The sequence below is a fragment of the Candidatus Borrelia fainii genome, from assembly GCF_027925085.1.
Classification (GTDB): Bacteria; Spirochaetota; Spirochaetia; order Borreliales; family Borreliaceae; genus Borrelia; species Borrelia turicatae.
Genome location: NZ_AP027070.1, coordinates 192,380 through 208,523 on the forward strand (window position 1 = coordinate 192,380; position 16,144 = coordinate 208,523).

At 28.7% G+C, this 16,144-nt stretch carries 15 protein-coding genes, 2 tRNA genes and 1 other RNA gene; 1 reads left to right on the forward strand and 17 read right to left on the reverse strand.

All coding sequences use genetic code 11. From position 1 onward, the window contains the following. Positions 1-4 precede the first annotated feature (4 nt). The 14 genes from mrdA to QMG63_RS00855 all read right to left on the reverse strand — a co-directional run bounded on the left by mrdA (position 5) and on the right by QMG63_RS00855 (position 13,594). Entirely contained in the window at positions 5-1,807 is a 1,803-nt protein-coding gene (gene mrdA / locus QMG63_RS00790; protein ID WP_281860874.1) for a penicillin-binding protein 2, read from the reverse strand. Position 1,808: 1 nt separating this feature from the next. Next, positions 1,809-2,291, reverse strand: coding sequence for a rod shape-determining protein MreD (locus QMG63_RS00795; RefSeq protein ID WP_281860876.1), 483 nt, complete (start codon positions 2,289-2,291; stop codon positions 1,809-1,811). Next, the gene (gene mreC / locus QMG63_RS00800; protein WP_281860877.1) at positions 2,288-3,133 is read right to left on the reverse strand and encodes a rod shape-determining protein MreC; all 846 of its coding nucleotides are present in this window, start codon (positions 3,131-3,133) and stop codon (positions 2,288-2,290) included. Before mreC ends, QMG63_RS00795 begins: the two co-directional genes overlap by 4 nt. A 2-nt stretch (positions 3,134-3,135) precedes the next feature. After that, positions 3,136-4,185, reverse strand: a complete 1,050-nt coding sequence (locus tag QMG63_RS00805; protein ID WP_281860879.1) for a rod shape-determining protein — start codon at positions 4,183-4,185, stop codon at positions 3,136-3,138. 13 nt (positions 4,186-4,198) lie between these two features. Next, positions 4,199-5,164: a tetratricopeptide repeat protein gene (locus QMG63_RS00810; RefSeq protein ID WP_281860880.1), complete on the reverse strand. Its 966-nt coding sequence runs from the start codon at positions 5,162-5,164 to the stop codon at positions 4,199-4,201. A gap of 18 nt (positions 5,165-5,182) precedes the next feature. Beyond that, an RNA gene (gene rnpB, locus QMG63_RS00815) (RNase P RNA component class A) lies at positions 5,183-5,531 on the reverse strand. A 27-nt stretch (positions 5,532-5,558) separates the two neighbouring features. Then, on the reverse strand, positions 5,559-6,317 hold the full coding sequence (locus QMG63_RS00820; protein WP_281860882.1) for a zinc ribbon domain-containing protein: 759 nt from the start codon (positions 6,315-6,317) through the stop codon (positions 5,559-5,561). 12 nt (positions 6,318-6,329) lie between these two features. Beyond that, positions 6,330-8,222: an RNA polymerase sigma factor RpoD gene (rpoD, locus tag QMG63_RS00825; RefSeq protein ID WP_425592794.1), complete on the reverse strand. Its 1,893-nt coding sequence runs from the start codon at positions 8,220-8,222 to the stop codon at positions 6,330-6,332. Next, positions 8,215-9,990: a DNA primase gene (dnaG, locus tag QMG63_RS00830; RefSeq protein WP_281860883.1), complete on the reverse strand. Its 1,776-nt coding sequence runs from the start codon at positions 9,988-9,990 to the stop codon at positions 8,215-8,217. Before dnaG ends, rpoD begins: the two co-directional genes overlap by 8 nt. 6 nt (positions 9,991-9,996) lie before the next feature. After that, complete coding sequence (gene mltG, locus QMG63_RS00835; protein ID WP_281860884.1) at positions 9,997-11,031, reverse strand: endolytic transglycosylase MltG; 1,035 nt, start codon at positions 11,029-11,031, stop codon at positions 9,997-9,999. A 233-nt stretch (positions 11,032-11,264) separates the two neighbouring features. Then, positions 11,265-11,346, reverse strand: a tRNA-Tyr gene (locus tag QMG63_RS00840). 5 nt (positions 11,347-11,351) lie between these two features. Next, positions 11,352-11,425 (reverse strand) — tRNA-Thr (locus tag QMG63_RS00845). Between the two features lie 75 nt (positions 11,426-11,500). Further along, positions 11,501-11,821 carry a hypothetical protein gene (locus QMG63_RS00850; RefSeq protein ID WP_281860886.1) on the reverse strand — a complete coding sequence of 107 codons (321 nt, stop codon included), beginning with the start codon at positions 11,819-11,821 and terminating at the stop codon, positions 11,501-11,503. Between the two features lie 6 nt (positions 11,822-11,827). Continuing rightward, the gene (locus tag QMG63_RS00855; RefSeq protein ID WP_281860887.1) at positions 11,828-13,594 is read right to left on the reverse strand and encodes a hypothetical protein; all 1,767 of its coding nucleotides are present in this window, start codon (positions 13,592-13,594) and stop codon (positions 11,828-11,830) included. A gap of 125 nt (positions 13,595-13,719) precedes the next feature. On the opposite strand from QMG63_RS00855, the gene QMG63_RS00860 reads away from it, so the two are divergent. Further along, a complete protein-coding gene (locus QMG63_RS00860) occupies positions 13,720-14,943 on the forward strand; it encodes a CCA tRNA nucleotidyltransferase (RefSeq protein ID WP_281860889.1) in 1,224 nt (407 codons plus the stop codon). Here the strand turns inward: QMG63_RS00860 and rnc are convergent. From rnc to rpmF, 3 genes are read right to left on the reverse strand one after another with little or no spacing between them, the layout of a single operon-like run. After that, a complete protein-coding gene (gene rnc, locus QMG63_RS00865) occupies positions 14,915-15,646 on the reverse strand; it encodes a ribonuclease III (RefSeq protein ID WP_281860891.1) in 732 nt (243 codons plus the stop codon). The two genes, QMG63_RS00860 and rnc, sit on opposite strands and share 29 nt — an antisense overlap. A gap of 5 nt (positions 15,647-15,651) precedes the next feature. Beyond that, entirely contained in the window at positions 15,652-15,894 is a 243-nt protein-coding gene (gene acpP, locus QMG63_RS00870; RefSeq protein WP_025443510.1) for an acyl carrier protein, read from the reverse strand. Between the two features lie 22 nt (positions 15,895-15,916). Further along, positions 15,917-16,099, reverse strand: coding sequence for a 50S ribosomal protein L32 (gene rpmF, locus QMG63_RS00875; RefSeq protein WP_281860893.1), 183 nt, complete (start codon positions 16,097-16,099; stop codon positions 15,917-15,919). Between the last annotated feature and the right edge of the window lie 45 nt (positions 16,100-16,144).

Consider the following 16,144-nt stretch of genomic DNA (forward strand, 5'->3'; position numbering starts at 1 on the left):
TACTTTACCTAATATACCATGGTCTATACTCTTTAAGAATATCTTCATAACTTTGATTAGCAAAAATCCCTTGCATCATTAAATCTACAGTTTTAGCAGACCACATATTATCTGTATTACTTCTTCCTTCAACCAAACTAAAAATAACAACTTGTTCGCTAGGTAAAGCATTATAAGGAGCAAGAGCGACAAAAGAACTATTTTCAAGTCCAGTAACACCAGTTTGGCCTGTACCAGTCTTTCCTACAACCGCAACAGCTTTTGTAAGAACTGAATTTTTAGCAGTACCATAAGTTATAACATTTCTCATATATTTTTTCAAAAACTTAAAAGTATTTCGACTAATAATATCTGTTTTTTTAAGGACTTCAGGAACATTTTCAAGAATAACTTCATTAGTACTCCCATTTAAAATCCTATTAACAATTCTTGGCTTATAAATAACACCTTCATTTGCAATCATAGCTATCATATTGGCAATCTGCATAGGGGTAGCATTTAAAAACCCTTGGCCTATTGAAAAATTAACAGTATCGCCACCTACCCAAGGTTGATTAAAAATTTTTTCCTTCCACTCAGGATTTGGAAGAAGTCCTGAAACCTCATTTGGCAAATCAATCCCGGTTTTTTCACCAAATCCATACTCTTTTGCATACTTAAAAATTTTCTCAACACCAAGATACTTAAGTCCCAATATATAAAAATAAACATTACATGAATGAACAACAGCATGTTCCAAATCAACATAACCATGACCACCTCGTTGCCAACAATGAAACATTCTATTGCCTACTCTAAAATATCCCGGACAATAAATTTTTCTAGCCCTATCAAGGACCTTTTCTTCTAATAACGCTGTGGTCAAAACCAATTTAAAAACAGATGCAGGGGGATAAACTGACTGTATTGCCCTATTTAGAAAAGAATAATCTTCTTTAGAATGTTTATTATAAACATCATTCATTGAATAGTAAGGATAATTATGCAGTGCTAACACACCGCCTGTTGAGGGTTTTAACACTACCACAGTTCCATACCTTTTACCTAAAGTGTTCTTAGCAAGAAGTTGAATATCCTTATTAATATTTAAAACAATATTATTACCAGGAGTCATATGCTCTATAATAGAGCCACTATCTATTTTTCTCTCTCTAGAATCTACCCTATATTTAATTAAACCTTCTTTCCCTCTGATATAACTATCATAAATTTGTTCAATGCCTAATTTTCCTATTGTAGAACTATTATCATACCCTTTAACATTATAAAAAGAACGAAGTTCCCTTTGATTAATCCTACCAACATACCCAATAGGATGAGAACAAGAATCATCTACCAAATAATTCCTTTTAAAAGAATATGTCCATAAAAATGCAGGATAATAACTTCTCTTCTCAGCAACTCTAAACAACATTTCTGGACTAAGTTCAATTATTTCTACATCCTTCAAATATCCTCTAGGAGCCTCAATTTTAGATAAAATAAGTTCTCTTTCAATACCTAAAATACTTGATAAAAAATTTAACATCTCATCCCTATCCTCAAGAGACATGCCATAATATTGTTCCAAACTAATCTTTAAAACAAATGCTGTAAGATTATTTGCAAGAACATTAAAGTTTGAATCTAAAATTTCACCCCGTGAAGCCTTGATTTTTTCAACTCTAGATAAAAGAACTGTTGCTTCTCTATCATAAAACAAGTGTTTTCCAATCTGCATTTTAAATAAAGTGAAAAGATAATAAAAAAAAACGAAAAATAGAAGCAACAGGCCAAAAATATATCGGTCCTTCAAAATAACCTTCATTCTAATATTCCTCTTTAATAGTATAAAGATTTCTTGTACAATAATTTAAAATTGGATACAAAAAATTTAAAAACACTATATTTACGACAATACTAAAATCAAATATCGAATAATTGAATCCTTTAAGATCAATGAAATCTGAAAAAGTCATTGCTACAAACCAAATAACAAATTTTGAAAAAATAAAAAATATTGTTATACTAAACATGCTCTTTGGAACAATCAACTTAACTTTTTCAAGAAGATAAAATATCAAAACATAACTAAAAACAAAAAATCCAAGTGGCAAACCATTGAAATATTCCATAATAAAACCATGTAAAATACTTGAAATTAAACCTATATTAAAAATAAAGTTTAGAGAATTAAAAATTAAAATAATTAAAAATATATCTATTGAAAAAGAAAAATTAATATCACAATAATATTGAAAAATTTGTCCCAAAAATATACTAACGATATAATAGAGTATAAAAGATATCACTTTTCTGTCCTCTGATTACTCTTAATTAAAAAAACATATTCTAACTTATCTAAAACTATTACAGGTTCTATTTTAATACTCAAAAGAGAGTTATATTCAAGAACATCAAAATGAATAATTTTTCCTATATAAATTCCACTAGGATAATCACTAAATCCAGCAGTAACAACCGAGTCTCCAATCTTTAAAGTATTTTCGGCTAACTTATTAACATAATTCATCTCAAGAACTTCACCATATCCCTTACCCTCAACTAGACCAATGAATTTGCTATTTTGAATTCTAGCAGAGACAAAATTTTCATAACTGGTTAAAGGCAAAACTCTAGCAGTATCTGCATAAACCTTTACAACCTTACCAACAAGACCACTAAACCCATCTTGGTAAGCAACAGCTATCATATCTTTTTGAACACCATCATTGTAGCCTTTATTAATAGCCATTAAAGATGAGACATTTGCATAATTTAAATAAATTATTTCAGCTGAAATAAAATCATTAGAATGCACTGAATAAAATCCAAGCTGTTCTTTAAGCCTGGCATTTTCCTGTCTTAACACTTGCACATTCTGAGTTACTATCTCAAGTTGCTGTATTCTTTTCTTATAAGCTTCTATTGTTTCACCATAATCTTTATATTCATTTATCGCCTTAAAAATACTAGAAATAAAATTAAAAAACTCATACACATTTCGTTGAATATATGAATTTAAAGCAAAAATAAAAAAATCATCTCTTTTATTGACCTTAGAAGCACTTGAATCATAGAACATAAGAATGATAGCAAATATTAATACACTAAATACCTTAATAAAATTCTTGAAATTAACAAGAAACTTCATATCTATTCATTAATAAAACTATATATATTTTTACTAATATCTATTCTATTAGCATAATCATAAAATAAACCAGCTCCAACAGCTACAGATAAGAGAGGATTATCTGCAACATAAACTGGAACTCCCGTCTCTTTTGACAAAAGCCTACTAAGTCCTTTAAGAAGAGCTCCACCTCCCGTTAATATGATTCCACGCTCAACAATATCTGTTGCAAGTTCTGGAGGAGTTGATCCAAGCGTTCTTTTAACCTCATCAACAACAATACCTATAGGTTCTTGCAAAGACTCTCGAACTTCCATAGAATCAATAATTTGCTTTCTAGGAAGACCCGTAACAGCATCTGTCCCTTTAATATCTATTGTCTCTACCTTCAAATTATGAGTATCTGGATAAACATTACCTATCTTAATTTTCAATTTTTCTGCTGTTTGTTGCCCAATAATAATATTATGAGCATTTCTCATATACTTGATGATACTCTCATCAAACTCATCCCCACCTGTTCTAATAGCTCTACTTACCACCATACCACCAAGAGAAATCACCGATATTTCAGTAGTCCCCCCTCCAATATCACACACCATATGGCCTGTTGGTTCAAAAATGGGAATATCAGAACCAATAGCAGCTGCAAGAGATTCTTCAATAACTTTAACTTCACGAGCACCAGCATTCATTGCACTCTCTTTTACAGCTCTTCTTTCAACTTCCGTAATACAAGTTGGTACTCCTATTACCATTCTAGGTTTAAAAAACAATTTTTTCCGAGAAAAAATTTGGCTTATAAAATATTTAATCATTTTCTCTGTATTTTCAATGTCAGCAATAACACCATCACGAAGAGGTCTTACGGCCTTAATATTTTCCGGTGTTTTCCAAAGCATCTTCTTTGCATTGCGCCCAACAGCTACAACCCTATTATTCTTATTAACGTCAATAGCAACTACCGAAGGTTCACTCATCACTACACCATAATCTTTAATGTAAACTAAAGTGTTGCATGTACCAAGATCAATACCAATATCTATCAAAAAAGATTTAAAAAAATTCAAATCAAGTTCCCCCCTAAAAATCCTCTAAGCTAATTTTAAGTCTCTCCCTTGCTTCTTCTAAATAAGGATTAATGCTTAACGCTTCTCTCCAATATTTTCTAGCTTTAGGATAATCTTTATCTCTTTTTCTATATATGTCTCCTATTTTAACATAAACATTGGGATTTAAACTATTAATTTTCAAGACTTTATCATAGCAATTTAAAGCATCCTCATAAGCCTCTCTATCCAAATAGATATTTCCGTACAATAAATATACCTTTTGCATTAAATTATCATCACTTTTCTCATTCTTTAATGATTCATTCTCTTCCTGTAAAAATTTATTTATATATTCGACACTCTTATCAATATTGCCTATCTTATAATTCACATATGCCAAACTCCAAAGCACAAGATCAGATTTATTCTCTTTATAAGCTTTTTCAAAAAACTTTAAGCTAGAATTATAGTCCTTTAAAATCTGATAAGAATATCCCAGATATTCAAAAATATCCTCCTTTACACTCATAAAGTCAAAACTACTTGAATATAAAGCTTTACTTAAATACTTAACAGAAAGATCACTATAATACTCACCCTTATGAGAATAAGCTTTACCCAAAATATAATAAAGCGAACTCATAGGGACATCATCATTAATTGACATTAAAAAACGTAATCTTTCTATTGCATTGTCTAAAAATTGATTTTTTAAATAACTATCATTCAACATTAATGAATAATAAAAATATGAAAACCCAAGAAGCAAATTTAGATTAAAATCAAATTTATTTTCTTTAAGACCATTTTCAGCATAATCTATTATTTCTTTATATTCCCTATTATCCCAAAGAACAAGTAAATTTACCTCAGTAGGACCTGCCTTTAAATAAGAATTGGAAAAAGTCTTAAAATAAGATAAAATATAAAAAATAAAGAATAAAAGTGACAAACTTATAATCAAATAAAAAGTACATTTTAAATAATTGATTCCCATAAAAACTCTCTACAAAAATAAAAGTTGACATCCATAAGCCGAGTTCTGTATTATGTCATCATCTATCTTGCTTTTCCATTACTGGAAAAATCATGCAATCTACCCACAAGCATACCCTCAAGAGCTAAGGAAGCTTGCTTACTTGATTTTGCTCCTAATGAGGTTTATCTTGACCCTATTTATCACTAAATAAGCGGTGAGCTCTTACCTCACCTTTTCACCCTTACCCTAAGGCGGTAATTTTCTGTGACACTCTCTTAAGTTTCAAACTCCTAGGCATTACCTAGCATCATGCTCTTATTGGAGCTCGGACTTTCCTCTTAACATACCTCAACATAGCATATTAAGCGATGACGGGATATCAACTTATTAAAAAAATATAAAATTAAAACCCTTATTCTATAAGATCTGCTAAACCACCAGGAACCATCTCTAAACCAACTTCACATTTATCTTGATAATAAAGTATCCTACTACAATAAGGACAAAATTTAACATCATCAGGTTCACGCCTCACCTTATTTGCAAACTCAACAGGAAGTATCATATGGCAACCTTTACAAACATTTTCAATTAAAGGCACAACCCCATTAGATTTATTTCTAATAATTCTTTGAAATTTAAACAAAAAATCCTCATCCATTCGAAAAGCATATTTTTCCTCTTCACCTTTTATAAAATCAAGCTTTTTTATAATCTCTAAAAGCTCATTTTCAAGATCATTACTCTCAGTAGCATACACATCCTGCTCAACCTCAAGCTTACTCTTAACATCTGCTATTTCCCTATCTACTTTTGTCTTAAGTCCAGTAATATGTGTCATTTTTTTTCTAATAGCAACTTCATCATCTATAATAGTCTGCAATTCTTTCTCAAGAGCCTCATATTCCCTTTGAGTTTTAATGCTATCAATTTTCTCTTCTGCCTTGCCCTTTCTTACATTAATGTCTTGAATATCCAATTTCAAAGATGAATCTTCTTTTTGATATTCTTTAAATTTGAACTGTAATTCAGCAAGAGCTTCAATAAGTTCATCAATTTTAGCCTTCTTAGTTTGCAAATATTTAGGAATATTTTTTTGCCTTTCCTCAAGTTCAAACTTAGCTTTATATATGCCTTCAAGATTTTTTAATACATCAATATTACTTTCCATCAAGCCTCCTATTCAATTTAAATCTTCTAAATAATCTTTAAGTTTTTGGGTTTTTTTAGGATTTTTAAGTCGCCTTAAAGCCTTAGACTCAATCTGTCTAATTCTCTCTCTTGTAACATTAAAATGCAATCCAACTTCTTCCAAAGTCAAAGAATATCCATCTTCAAGACCAAATCTCATCTTAACAACTTCCTGCTCTCTTTCTGGAAGAGTCCCAAGAACTGCTCTTATTTGATCTTGCAAGACCACAAAAGACGTGTGTTTTGCTGGATTTTTTATAGCCTTATCTTCAATAAAATCACTAAGAACAGAATCTTCTTCTTCTCCAATTGGTGTTTCAAGTGAAACGGGCTCTCTTGAAACATTTTTTACAGTCTTTACTTTTTTAAGATCCCACCCAAGTCTAGCTGACAACTCCTCATCTGTTGGATCTTTACCTAACACTTGAACCAAATATCTTGTTTCTCTATTCAACCTATTTATCTGCTCAATCATATGAACAGGAACACGAATGGTACGCGCCTGATCTGAGATTGATCTTGTTATTGCTTGACGAATCCACCATGTAGCATAAGTAGAAAACTTAAAGCCTCTCTTATACTCAAATTTTTCAACCGCCTTAATTAAACCAATATTGCCCTCTTGAACAAGATCAAAGAAATGTAACCCTCTATTAGCATACTTTTTAGCAATACTTACCACAAGTCTTAAGTTAGCCTTAATTAACTGATCTTTTGCATGTTGCATCATCTGCTTGCCCTTAAGGATCTCCTCTGACATGCTTATTATCTTATCCATTGGATATTCATAATACATCTCAATTCTCTCAAGCTCTTTTTGAGCAAGTTGAGCTTCTGTAATTTGTTCTTTAATTAGATCTTCTCGTATATTTAAAGATTTTTCTATCCTCTCTCGTCTTTCAGGAATAGCTAAGTCTCTTCCCAAAATTCTCAGATTGCGTACCTTATCTATATTTAATCTATCCAATATAGACTTTTGTTGCCTCTTTAAATCCTTTATTTTGCTAGCAGAATCAATGTAATCATCTGAAAAAATACGTAACTCTTCTTGATATAAAGGCACCGATTTAAGCATTTCTTTTATATGAAGTCTCTCACTAGTAATACTCTCTTCAAAAATATCTTCCCCAAGCTCATATAAGCTATGTTTCCTCTCAATATATTTTATTAAACGCTCCTGAAATGGTCTTAATGAAGTTTTATAAAAAGAAGTGATCCTTTTTTTTTTGTTATAATAATCGAAATTATTATCTTTTTCTCTTTCCCTTTCTTTCTTAAAAAACTCTTCTTTATCTACTCTTGAATAAATAGCATTAACTAAATTATAATAATTTTCTATGACTAGTCCTTCATTTTTAAGAATATTCTCAATTATGCTCTCACCAGAATCCATCTGTTTTGCAAGCTCAACCTCTTGATCCCCAGTTAACAAAAATTCTTTCCCTATTTCCTTTAAGTAAAGCCTTATAGGATCTTCAGAATTACTATCTTTTAATAAACCACTCTTAATATATCCTGAACTAAAATCTTCTTTGTCTAAAATTTCATCATCAAATTCATCCAATTTATCATCAATTTCATCATCACTTTGAATAGAATCGTCTAACACCATACATTGACTATCAAGTTTATCGGCCTCATCAAATTCATCAATATCATAAATATCTGACTCCATCTTTTCATTAACCAAGCTTATTCCCTCATTCTCAAGGACTCCATAAATATAATCAATATTGTCAGGTTCCAACATATCCCCTGACAAAAAAGTAGATAAATCCTCAAAAGTAATTGCTTTTTTGTCTCCCAAATGACTTAAGATGGCCTTTATTATTTTTGAATTCTTCTTCTTAAAAACCTGCAAGTCTTTATTCTCTACACTATTCATTCAAATATATCCTCAAGTTTTCTCTCTGCATATTTAAAAACATCAATTCCCTTATTTGGACCTTAGCATCTATTGAAACATTATCCTTTCTCATATTTTTAAATACTAAAATTCGATTCCTCACTTTCCTTTTTTTAATTGCAAACAAAATTTGTTTAACCATCTCATCATCCACTTCAAACTCTACTCGTAGCATATCCTCAAAAAAAACTTCACTAACACTATATTTATTATCTTTTAGCAATTCTTTTAAATTAAGCAATGAAAAACTTTCATTATTCTCAAATAGGTATTCAAAGCACATAAAAATTTTTTTTACATTAACATCATACAAGTCACTATCACTAATATTACGCCTTATTATAGTAAAATAATTAAAGTCTTTCAATAAGGCAACTAATAAATATCTATCATAGGTATTTATCTCATAAGAATATGCATTCCTATTATAACTTGCAATTACACCCCTCTCTCTTATACTATAATAATCTTCTCTTAAGGTTTCTAAGTTAATACCCACCTTACTTGCAAGCTTTTTTAAAAGAAGATCCCTTTGCATATTAGTACTTGACAAACTTATCAAAGTTATAAACATATCAATCATACTATTTAAATCTGTTGTTTTAGTTAAATCATATTTACCTGAATATTTTTCCAAAAGATACTCAAAAGCATCACAGCTATCGTTAATCATATCCTTTAAAGCAAAAGCACCTTTATTCTTTAAAACATCTGCAGGATCAACTCCATACTTCATCCTAATTACACTTACATCAATATTAAACGGTAAACAAAGCTGATAAGCCTTAAAGGTAGCTAAAAGCCCAGCAGCATCATCATCAAAACACATGATTATTTTATCTGCATATCTCTTAATTAAAGCAAAATGTTCTCTTGAAAAAGAAGTACCAAGTGTAGAAACTGCAATTTTTACACCCGCTGTAAAAAAAGAAAGAACATCTACATACCCTTCTGTTAAAATTACAGATTTACTTTCCTTAATAACAGAAAAGCCTTCATAAAATCCATAAAGCAATTCTCTCTTTTTAAAAACCTCTGTTTCATTTAAATTAATATATTTAGGCCCATTATTTCTACCTAAATATCTACCTCCAAATCCTACCACATTTCCTTTAAAATCTCTGATTGGAAAAATCAATCTTCCAGATAAAATTGAAAATATTCCCTTCTTCTTTGAAAAGAAACCACTTTTACTCAAAATTTCATCGGAATATCCTTTTGAAATCAAAAAATTATAAAAATTAAACTTACCTGGAATATCGAATCGCAAATAACCAATATTAAATAAATCAATAACCTCTTTAGATATCTTTCTCGTTTGCAAAATATAATTTAAAACTTTTTGATTATTATTTAAAAAAAATTCAAAAGTCTTAATCAATTTAGCATTTAAATCATATATTTTTGAAATTATTGATTTATCCCTAGTATTATTCTTAACTACAGTGGTTTTCTTAATATCATCATATGCAATACCTATCCTACTGCACAAAGACTTAACAGCACCATTATAATCAAATTTTTCAATATCCATCAAAAATTTGATGGCATCTCCACCTTTCTTACATCCAAAACAATAAAAAAATCCCTGAGCAGGAATTATAAAAAAAGAAGGGGTCTTTTCAGCGTGAAAAGGACAAAGCCCTTTATAAGATGCTCCTGATTTAACTACTCTAACATGCTCACTTATTAAAGATACAATATCCACTCTCTGTTTAATTAAATCTATAACTTTAGCATACTCCATACTTCCTTAATCCTTAGTAATAAAATTATGAATATAACTATTCACAGCTAAGAGATGGTCATTATAAACTGAAGAAAATTTATGAGTTCCAACTTTAGGATCTTTTATAACAAAAAATAAATACTTTGTGTCAGCTGGAAAAAAAGCGGCCTTTAAAGATACAATCCCAGCGTTAGAAATTGGACCTGGGGGATAACCTTTATTAATATAGGTATTATATGCAGAATCAATTTCTAAATCTGAAAAATAAATTCTTGTAGGATGAGTTTTTCTTAGCTCTTCGGTAATAATATACTCAATTGTAGCACAAGATTGTAATGCCATATTAGAATTTATCCTATTATAAAAAACAGATGCCATTACTGGTGCTTCACTCTTAACTCGATACTCACGCTCAACAATAGAAGCAACGATCACTTTATTATAAAACTCTCCACTAGAATAAGATTTATGCTCTATCCCAATAGAATCAAGTTTGCTAAAAAAATTACCAACAAAAATTCGAATTATTTCCTTCATATCCATACCCTTATAAAATTTATAAGTATCTGGAAACAAAAAACCTTCAAGAGAATCATAACTAAGTCCAAGTGCACTGATAAATTTAACATCATTTATTAAATTAACAAAACTTTGTGCATCACTAATAATGCCCGATTCATAAAGCTTCAAAGCTATTCTTCTACCAGTATACCCTTCAGGAATGGTGATATTAATAGGAAGTATAGGTCTGCCTTTCAAAAATTCTCTATATACATCAAAAGTTGAACAATGACCATTGATTAAATATTTTCCTTCCCTAAAATTTTTATCACTACCAAAAAGATAAGAAATAGCTATCAATAATTTGTCAGATCTAATCAACCCTTTTTTCTTAAGTTCCCAAGCAATTTTTTTTACTCCCCATCCCTTTTGAACTTCAAACTCATATATTAAATCAGATTTAAAAGGAGAAGAATTTAAAAAATACAAAAAAAATGCTAAGAGAAAAAAAATAATAAATAACACAAAAAGGGAAATGAAATTTTTTTTTATTGCCATAAAAACTTAAAATCTCTTTTAAAAAAAGAAAATCACGATTTCATACTTTCAATTAAATAAGAAACAACAAAGCACAATTATCCCTACAAAACATAATTTATAAACATTAATTAAAATTTTATTATAATAAATACGAAAATATTCAAAAAACACAATATTAAAATTATATTTCAAATAATCAAACAAAAAAAATTAAACCTCACAAAATATTTAGCTAAATCTCAATTTCAAATTGGGGAGGGTGGGATTCGAACCCACGTAGGCAATGCCAACAGATTTACAGTCTGCCCCGGTTAACCACTTCGGTACCGCCCCTTAAAAGCCGACTGTCGGACTCGAACCGACGACCTGCGGTTTACAAGACCGCTGCTCTAGCCAGCTGAGCTAAGTCGGCATAATAAAGCTAATGGTTAGTTTATAAAAATAAAATATATTAGTCAAGAGCAAGATTAAAATAAACAAATTAAAATTATATTTCAAGAAAAAGAAAAATTTTTATAAAAAAAGCACAAAAACAAATAATAAAACTAAAAACCAAAATGATATAATGTTTAATTCTCTTTCTTCTAAAGAAAGAAAAAATTAATCTCATAGCCTCAAGTCCAAAAGAAATAGTACTCAATACAATCGCAAATTCAAGTGAAAATTTTTGAAAAGAATACTTAAAAACATTATAAGCACCTGCTAAAAACATAAACAAACTAAGTACAGAATTAAAAAATAAAATTATTACTAAAACTCTAATCAAAATTGACAATAACCTTAAATCGTTTGCATGAAAGTTTTTCATAACAACCTATAAATTTTCAAGTATAAAAAGAGATTGTTTAATTATAAACAACACATTAGCAATAACATAACCTAAACTGATTTTAGTACTATCTTCTGTAGACAGTTTATGAGGAATATTAAGAGTACTTTGTATAAAAGCATTATTATTGTCTAAAAGAGCAATGTACTTCTCCTTAAGATCAATAAAACAACCCATAAACTCAAAAATCAAACCTTTAACAGCCTCAACTTTCTTCAAGCACCATTCCAAAATTTTATCCCTATAAGAATCATCACTATCATAATCTTTGTTATATTGTTCATACTCCTCATTTTTATAATTAAGCTCAAAATACAAATCATAAACTTTTTTTCTCAGCATACTTATATTTCTCTCAAGCTTAATATACAAACTTCTTAAGTCGGTATTATTGACAAGTACTACATTATTTACGGTCCTTAATATTTCTATTATTTTTACGTCATAAATATGTTTAAAGAATTCATTGAGAAAGTAGAGTTTTTTAAAATGTGAACATTCAAGCTCCATTCCCTTAAAAATTATGCTATCTAGATTAATAATAACACTATAATTTTCAATTAAATTTTTAAGTTCTCTATGCACAAGTATTGTTAAAGACTTAGCATAGTTTTTAACAAGCTGCTCAGTAACATTTAAAAATAAAATATTTTTATAAAAACTTTTTACATCAAAACAAGGAACATAATTTTTAGGCCTTAAAACGGGATTTTCATAATAAATTTTAAAAACATCTAAATAAGGCAAAGTTTTTGATAAGCTAACTATTTGTGTCATAATATCCAAAAGATCTTTAAACATAGAATCAATTCCTAAAAGACTCTCTTCACTTAAAATGCCATTCGCATTTGATTTTATTATTAAAAAATAATTTTTAACAATAATTTTAAGAACCTCCTCATTTATTTCAATATCTTTTAATGTATGTAAAATCTCAAAAAAACATTTAAAATACTTACTCACACTCTCAAAATTGGTACTAACTGTCTTATCAAGATCGGAAACATCAAAATTACCCATATCGTCTAAAGGCTCAACATTAAAAAAAGAAAAAAAAGAGCTATAAGGAAAAAATGCAATACCATTTAGAACATAAAAAAATTCAAACATATCCTCTACAATTGCATAAATTTGTAAAGGAATTGAAGTAATATAATTACCAATCTTTATTTTAATAATCTTTTCTATTTCATCTTGGGTTTTATATTTTTTTAAAAATTGTTCATACTCCTCAGGTTCTAAAAAATCTTCTACCTTGCACTGAGAATTAGGAATTTTACTGTGAATAACTTCAAACATTGTTTGTTCAACAATATTCCCTTTCTCTAACATCTTAAAATACCCTTTAAGTTTAACTAAATGGCAATAAAGTTCAAAAAACATTTCTATAAACCCTATACGTAGATATCTTTTTTTAAAATCTATGACAGGATTTTCATACATATTATTAACATGATCTTCTAATCTTTTTAAAAGATGCATTTTATAAATATCCTCTGTAGTTTTATCTTTTTGAAAAAATTTTAAGATATACACCCATATTTTTACCCAAAATGACTCTTCCATGAATTTTTCAGACAAAAAATCATCAATTTGCATGGAAACATCTGAATATAAGTAATTAGAATTATCTTCAGACAACAATAGAGAATTTAGGCTTAAATTCTCTTTAATCTCTTTCATCAATTTAGACCTTGAATCCTTTGAAAGCTTATCAATAGAATCATATATACTAACATTACTCTTGTTCATAAAACCCCATTTATAAATGTTTAAATATACATCAAACAAATATTATTTTATGATATTTTAAGAATAAACTAAAACTATATTTTAACCTTAAAAAAAATAATATTTCAACTATAATATATTTCTATATGAATCTAGGTATTAATACTAAAGACATAATAAGAATTAGTAAAATCTTTAATAATCATAATTATGAATTCTTCTTAGTAGGAGGTGCTTTAAGGGATTTACTTCTTAAAAAGATACCTTATGATTTTGACTTTACAACAAATGCAACTCCAGAAGAAATAATGAAACTATTTCCAAACAATGTGCAAACAGGAATAAAACATGGTACAATAAGCATAATTTTTAATAAAAAAATTTTTGAAGTCACAACTTACAGAATAGATATAGACTACGAAAACAAAAGAGCCCCTAAAAACATAAAATTTACAAAAAACTTAAATGAAGATCTTCAAAGAAGAGATTTTACAATAAACTCAATCGCAATGGATATACTTAACTATAAAATAATAGATTACTATAAAGGAAAACAAGACCTTAACAAAAAAATAATAAGATGTATAGGAAACCCAAACAAAAGATTTGAAGAAGATGCTCTTAGAATACTAAGAGCTGCAAGATTTGCATCCACACTTAATTTCACAATCGATAAAAATACATTAATTTCCATGAAATATAAAAAAGTAAATATCTTATCTCTATCAAAAGAAAGAATAAACAACGAATTTATTAAACTTCTAGAAGGAAAAAATCCAATAAAAGGAATCAATTATCTACAAAAATTAAATTTCTTTAAATACTTTTTCAACACAGAAATAAACAAAAAATTAAAAAACAAAATTACTCTTTTAAATAAAAATAAATTTTATTTAAAAGCAATAGTTATTTTTACAATAAAAAAAGATATACCATGTTTAATAGAAAATTTAAAATCACTTCGATTTTCAAATAAAGACATTAAATTAATACTAATATATAAAATCGCTATTAATGAAATCAACACTTTAAAAATTAAAAAATTACATGATATAAGAATCTTATTAAGCAAAGCCACCAGAGAAAACTATAAGGAAATACTCGACATATATAAGGCTCTTAAAGGAAAAGATCATAAACTTAAATTTATAATAAACAAAATAAGAAGCAAAAAATTACTAAAAGATCCCTTGTCTTTAAAAGAACTAAAAATAAATGGCAACGACATCAAAAACCTTAAATTAACAGAAAACAAAAACATCGGAAAAATCCTTGAATACTTATTAAGAGAGGTACTAAACAATCCCAAATTAAATAAAAAAGAACTTTTAATCAAAAAAATTAAAGAGCAATATGTGCAATATTCTTAAGTGCCATCTCAGCTGCTATCATCTCAGCCTCTTTCTTAGACTTCCCCTTACCATTAGATATAAATTTATCATTAACATAAAGTTCAACACAAAAAACCTTATTATGATCAGGACCTAACTCTTTAGCCAACTTATAAGTGGGAGAAATTTTATATTTTTTTTGAACATATTCTTGCAAAAGACTCTTATAATCTTTAAAATCACCACGATTAAACATTAACCTTATGTGAACTTCAAAAAGCTCTATGACAAAATCCAAAACCTTTAAAAACCCACCATCAAGATAAAGTGCACCAACAAAAGCCTCAATAGCATCTGCAAGAATACCCTTCTTATTGCGTCCATCATTATTCTCTTCACCCTTACCAAGCAAAATATAATTGCCAAGATTAAGTTCTCGAGCGATACTAGAGAGCGATTCTTCACTAACAATATAAGATCTAGCCTTACTAAGCTCACCTTCACTCTTTTCAGGATAAAATCTATATAAATAATCTGTAATAATAAGATTAAGAACAGAATCTCCTAAAAACTCTAATCTCTCATTATTAGCATATTTTTGGTCAAATTCATTTGCATATGATGAATGACTTAAAGACATATTTAACAAATCAATATCATTAAAATCAATATGCAAACTCATTAAGAACTCATCTAACTTTTTTCTCCGATCTGTATCCAACTTAATTACAGCAGAACTCATGATATCTAATCCTTTTTTTTCTCAATAAAAGCAACAACATCACCTATAGTCTCAAATTCACTAGCCTCATTTTCTGGAATCTTATCATCAAATGCTTCCTCAAGTAGATATAAAAGTTCATAAATATCAAGACTGTCTGCACCAAGGTCCTCAACGAACCTAGATTCCATAGTAATTTCATCCTCTTTTTTATCAAGCTGCTCGGATATGATAGATCTAACCTTTTTAAAAATCTCACTTTGATCCATAAACAAACATTCCTCGTTCAAACTACAATCCTAATTCTAAATATTGACTATTTCTATAATAACCACACTTCACACATACTCTGTGCCTTACTGCAAGGATACCACAATTTGAACACTCTTGAAATTGAGGTATTTTTTTCCTCATATTTATACTGCGCCTCGTCCTACTTCTAGACTTTGAAGGCTTAAATTTTGGAACAGCCATCTCTTTGTCTCCTTAAACATAAACAAACATATCTTAATAATATAT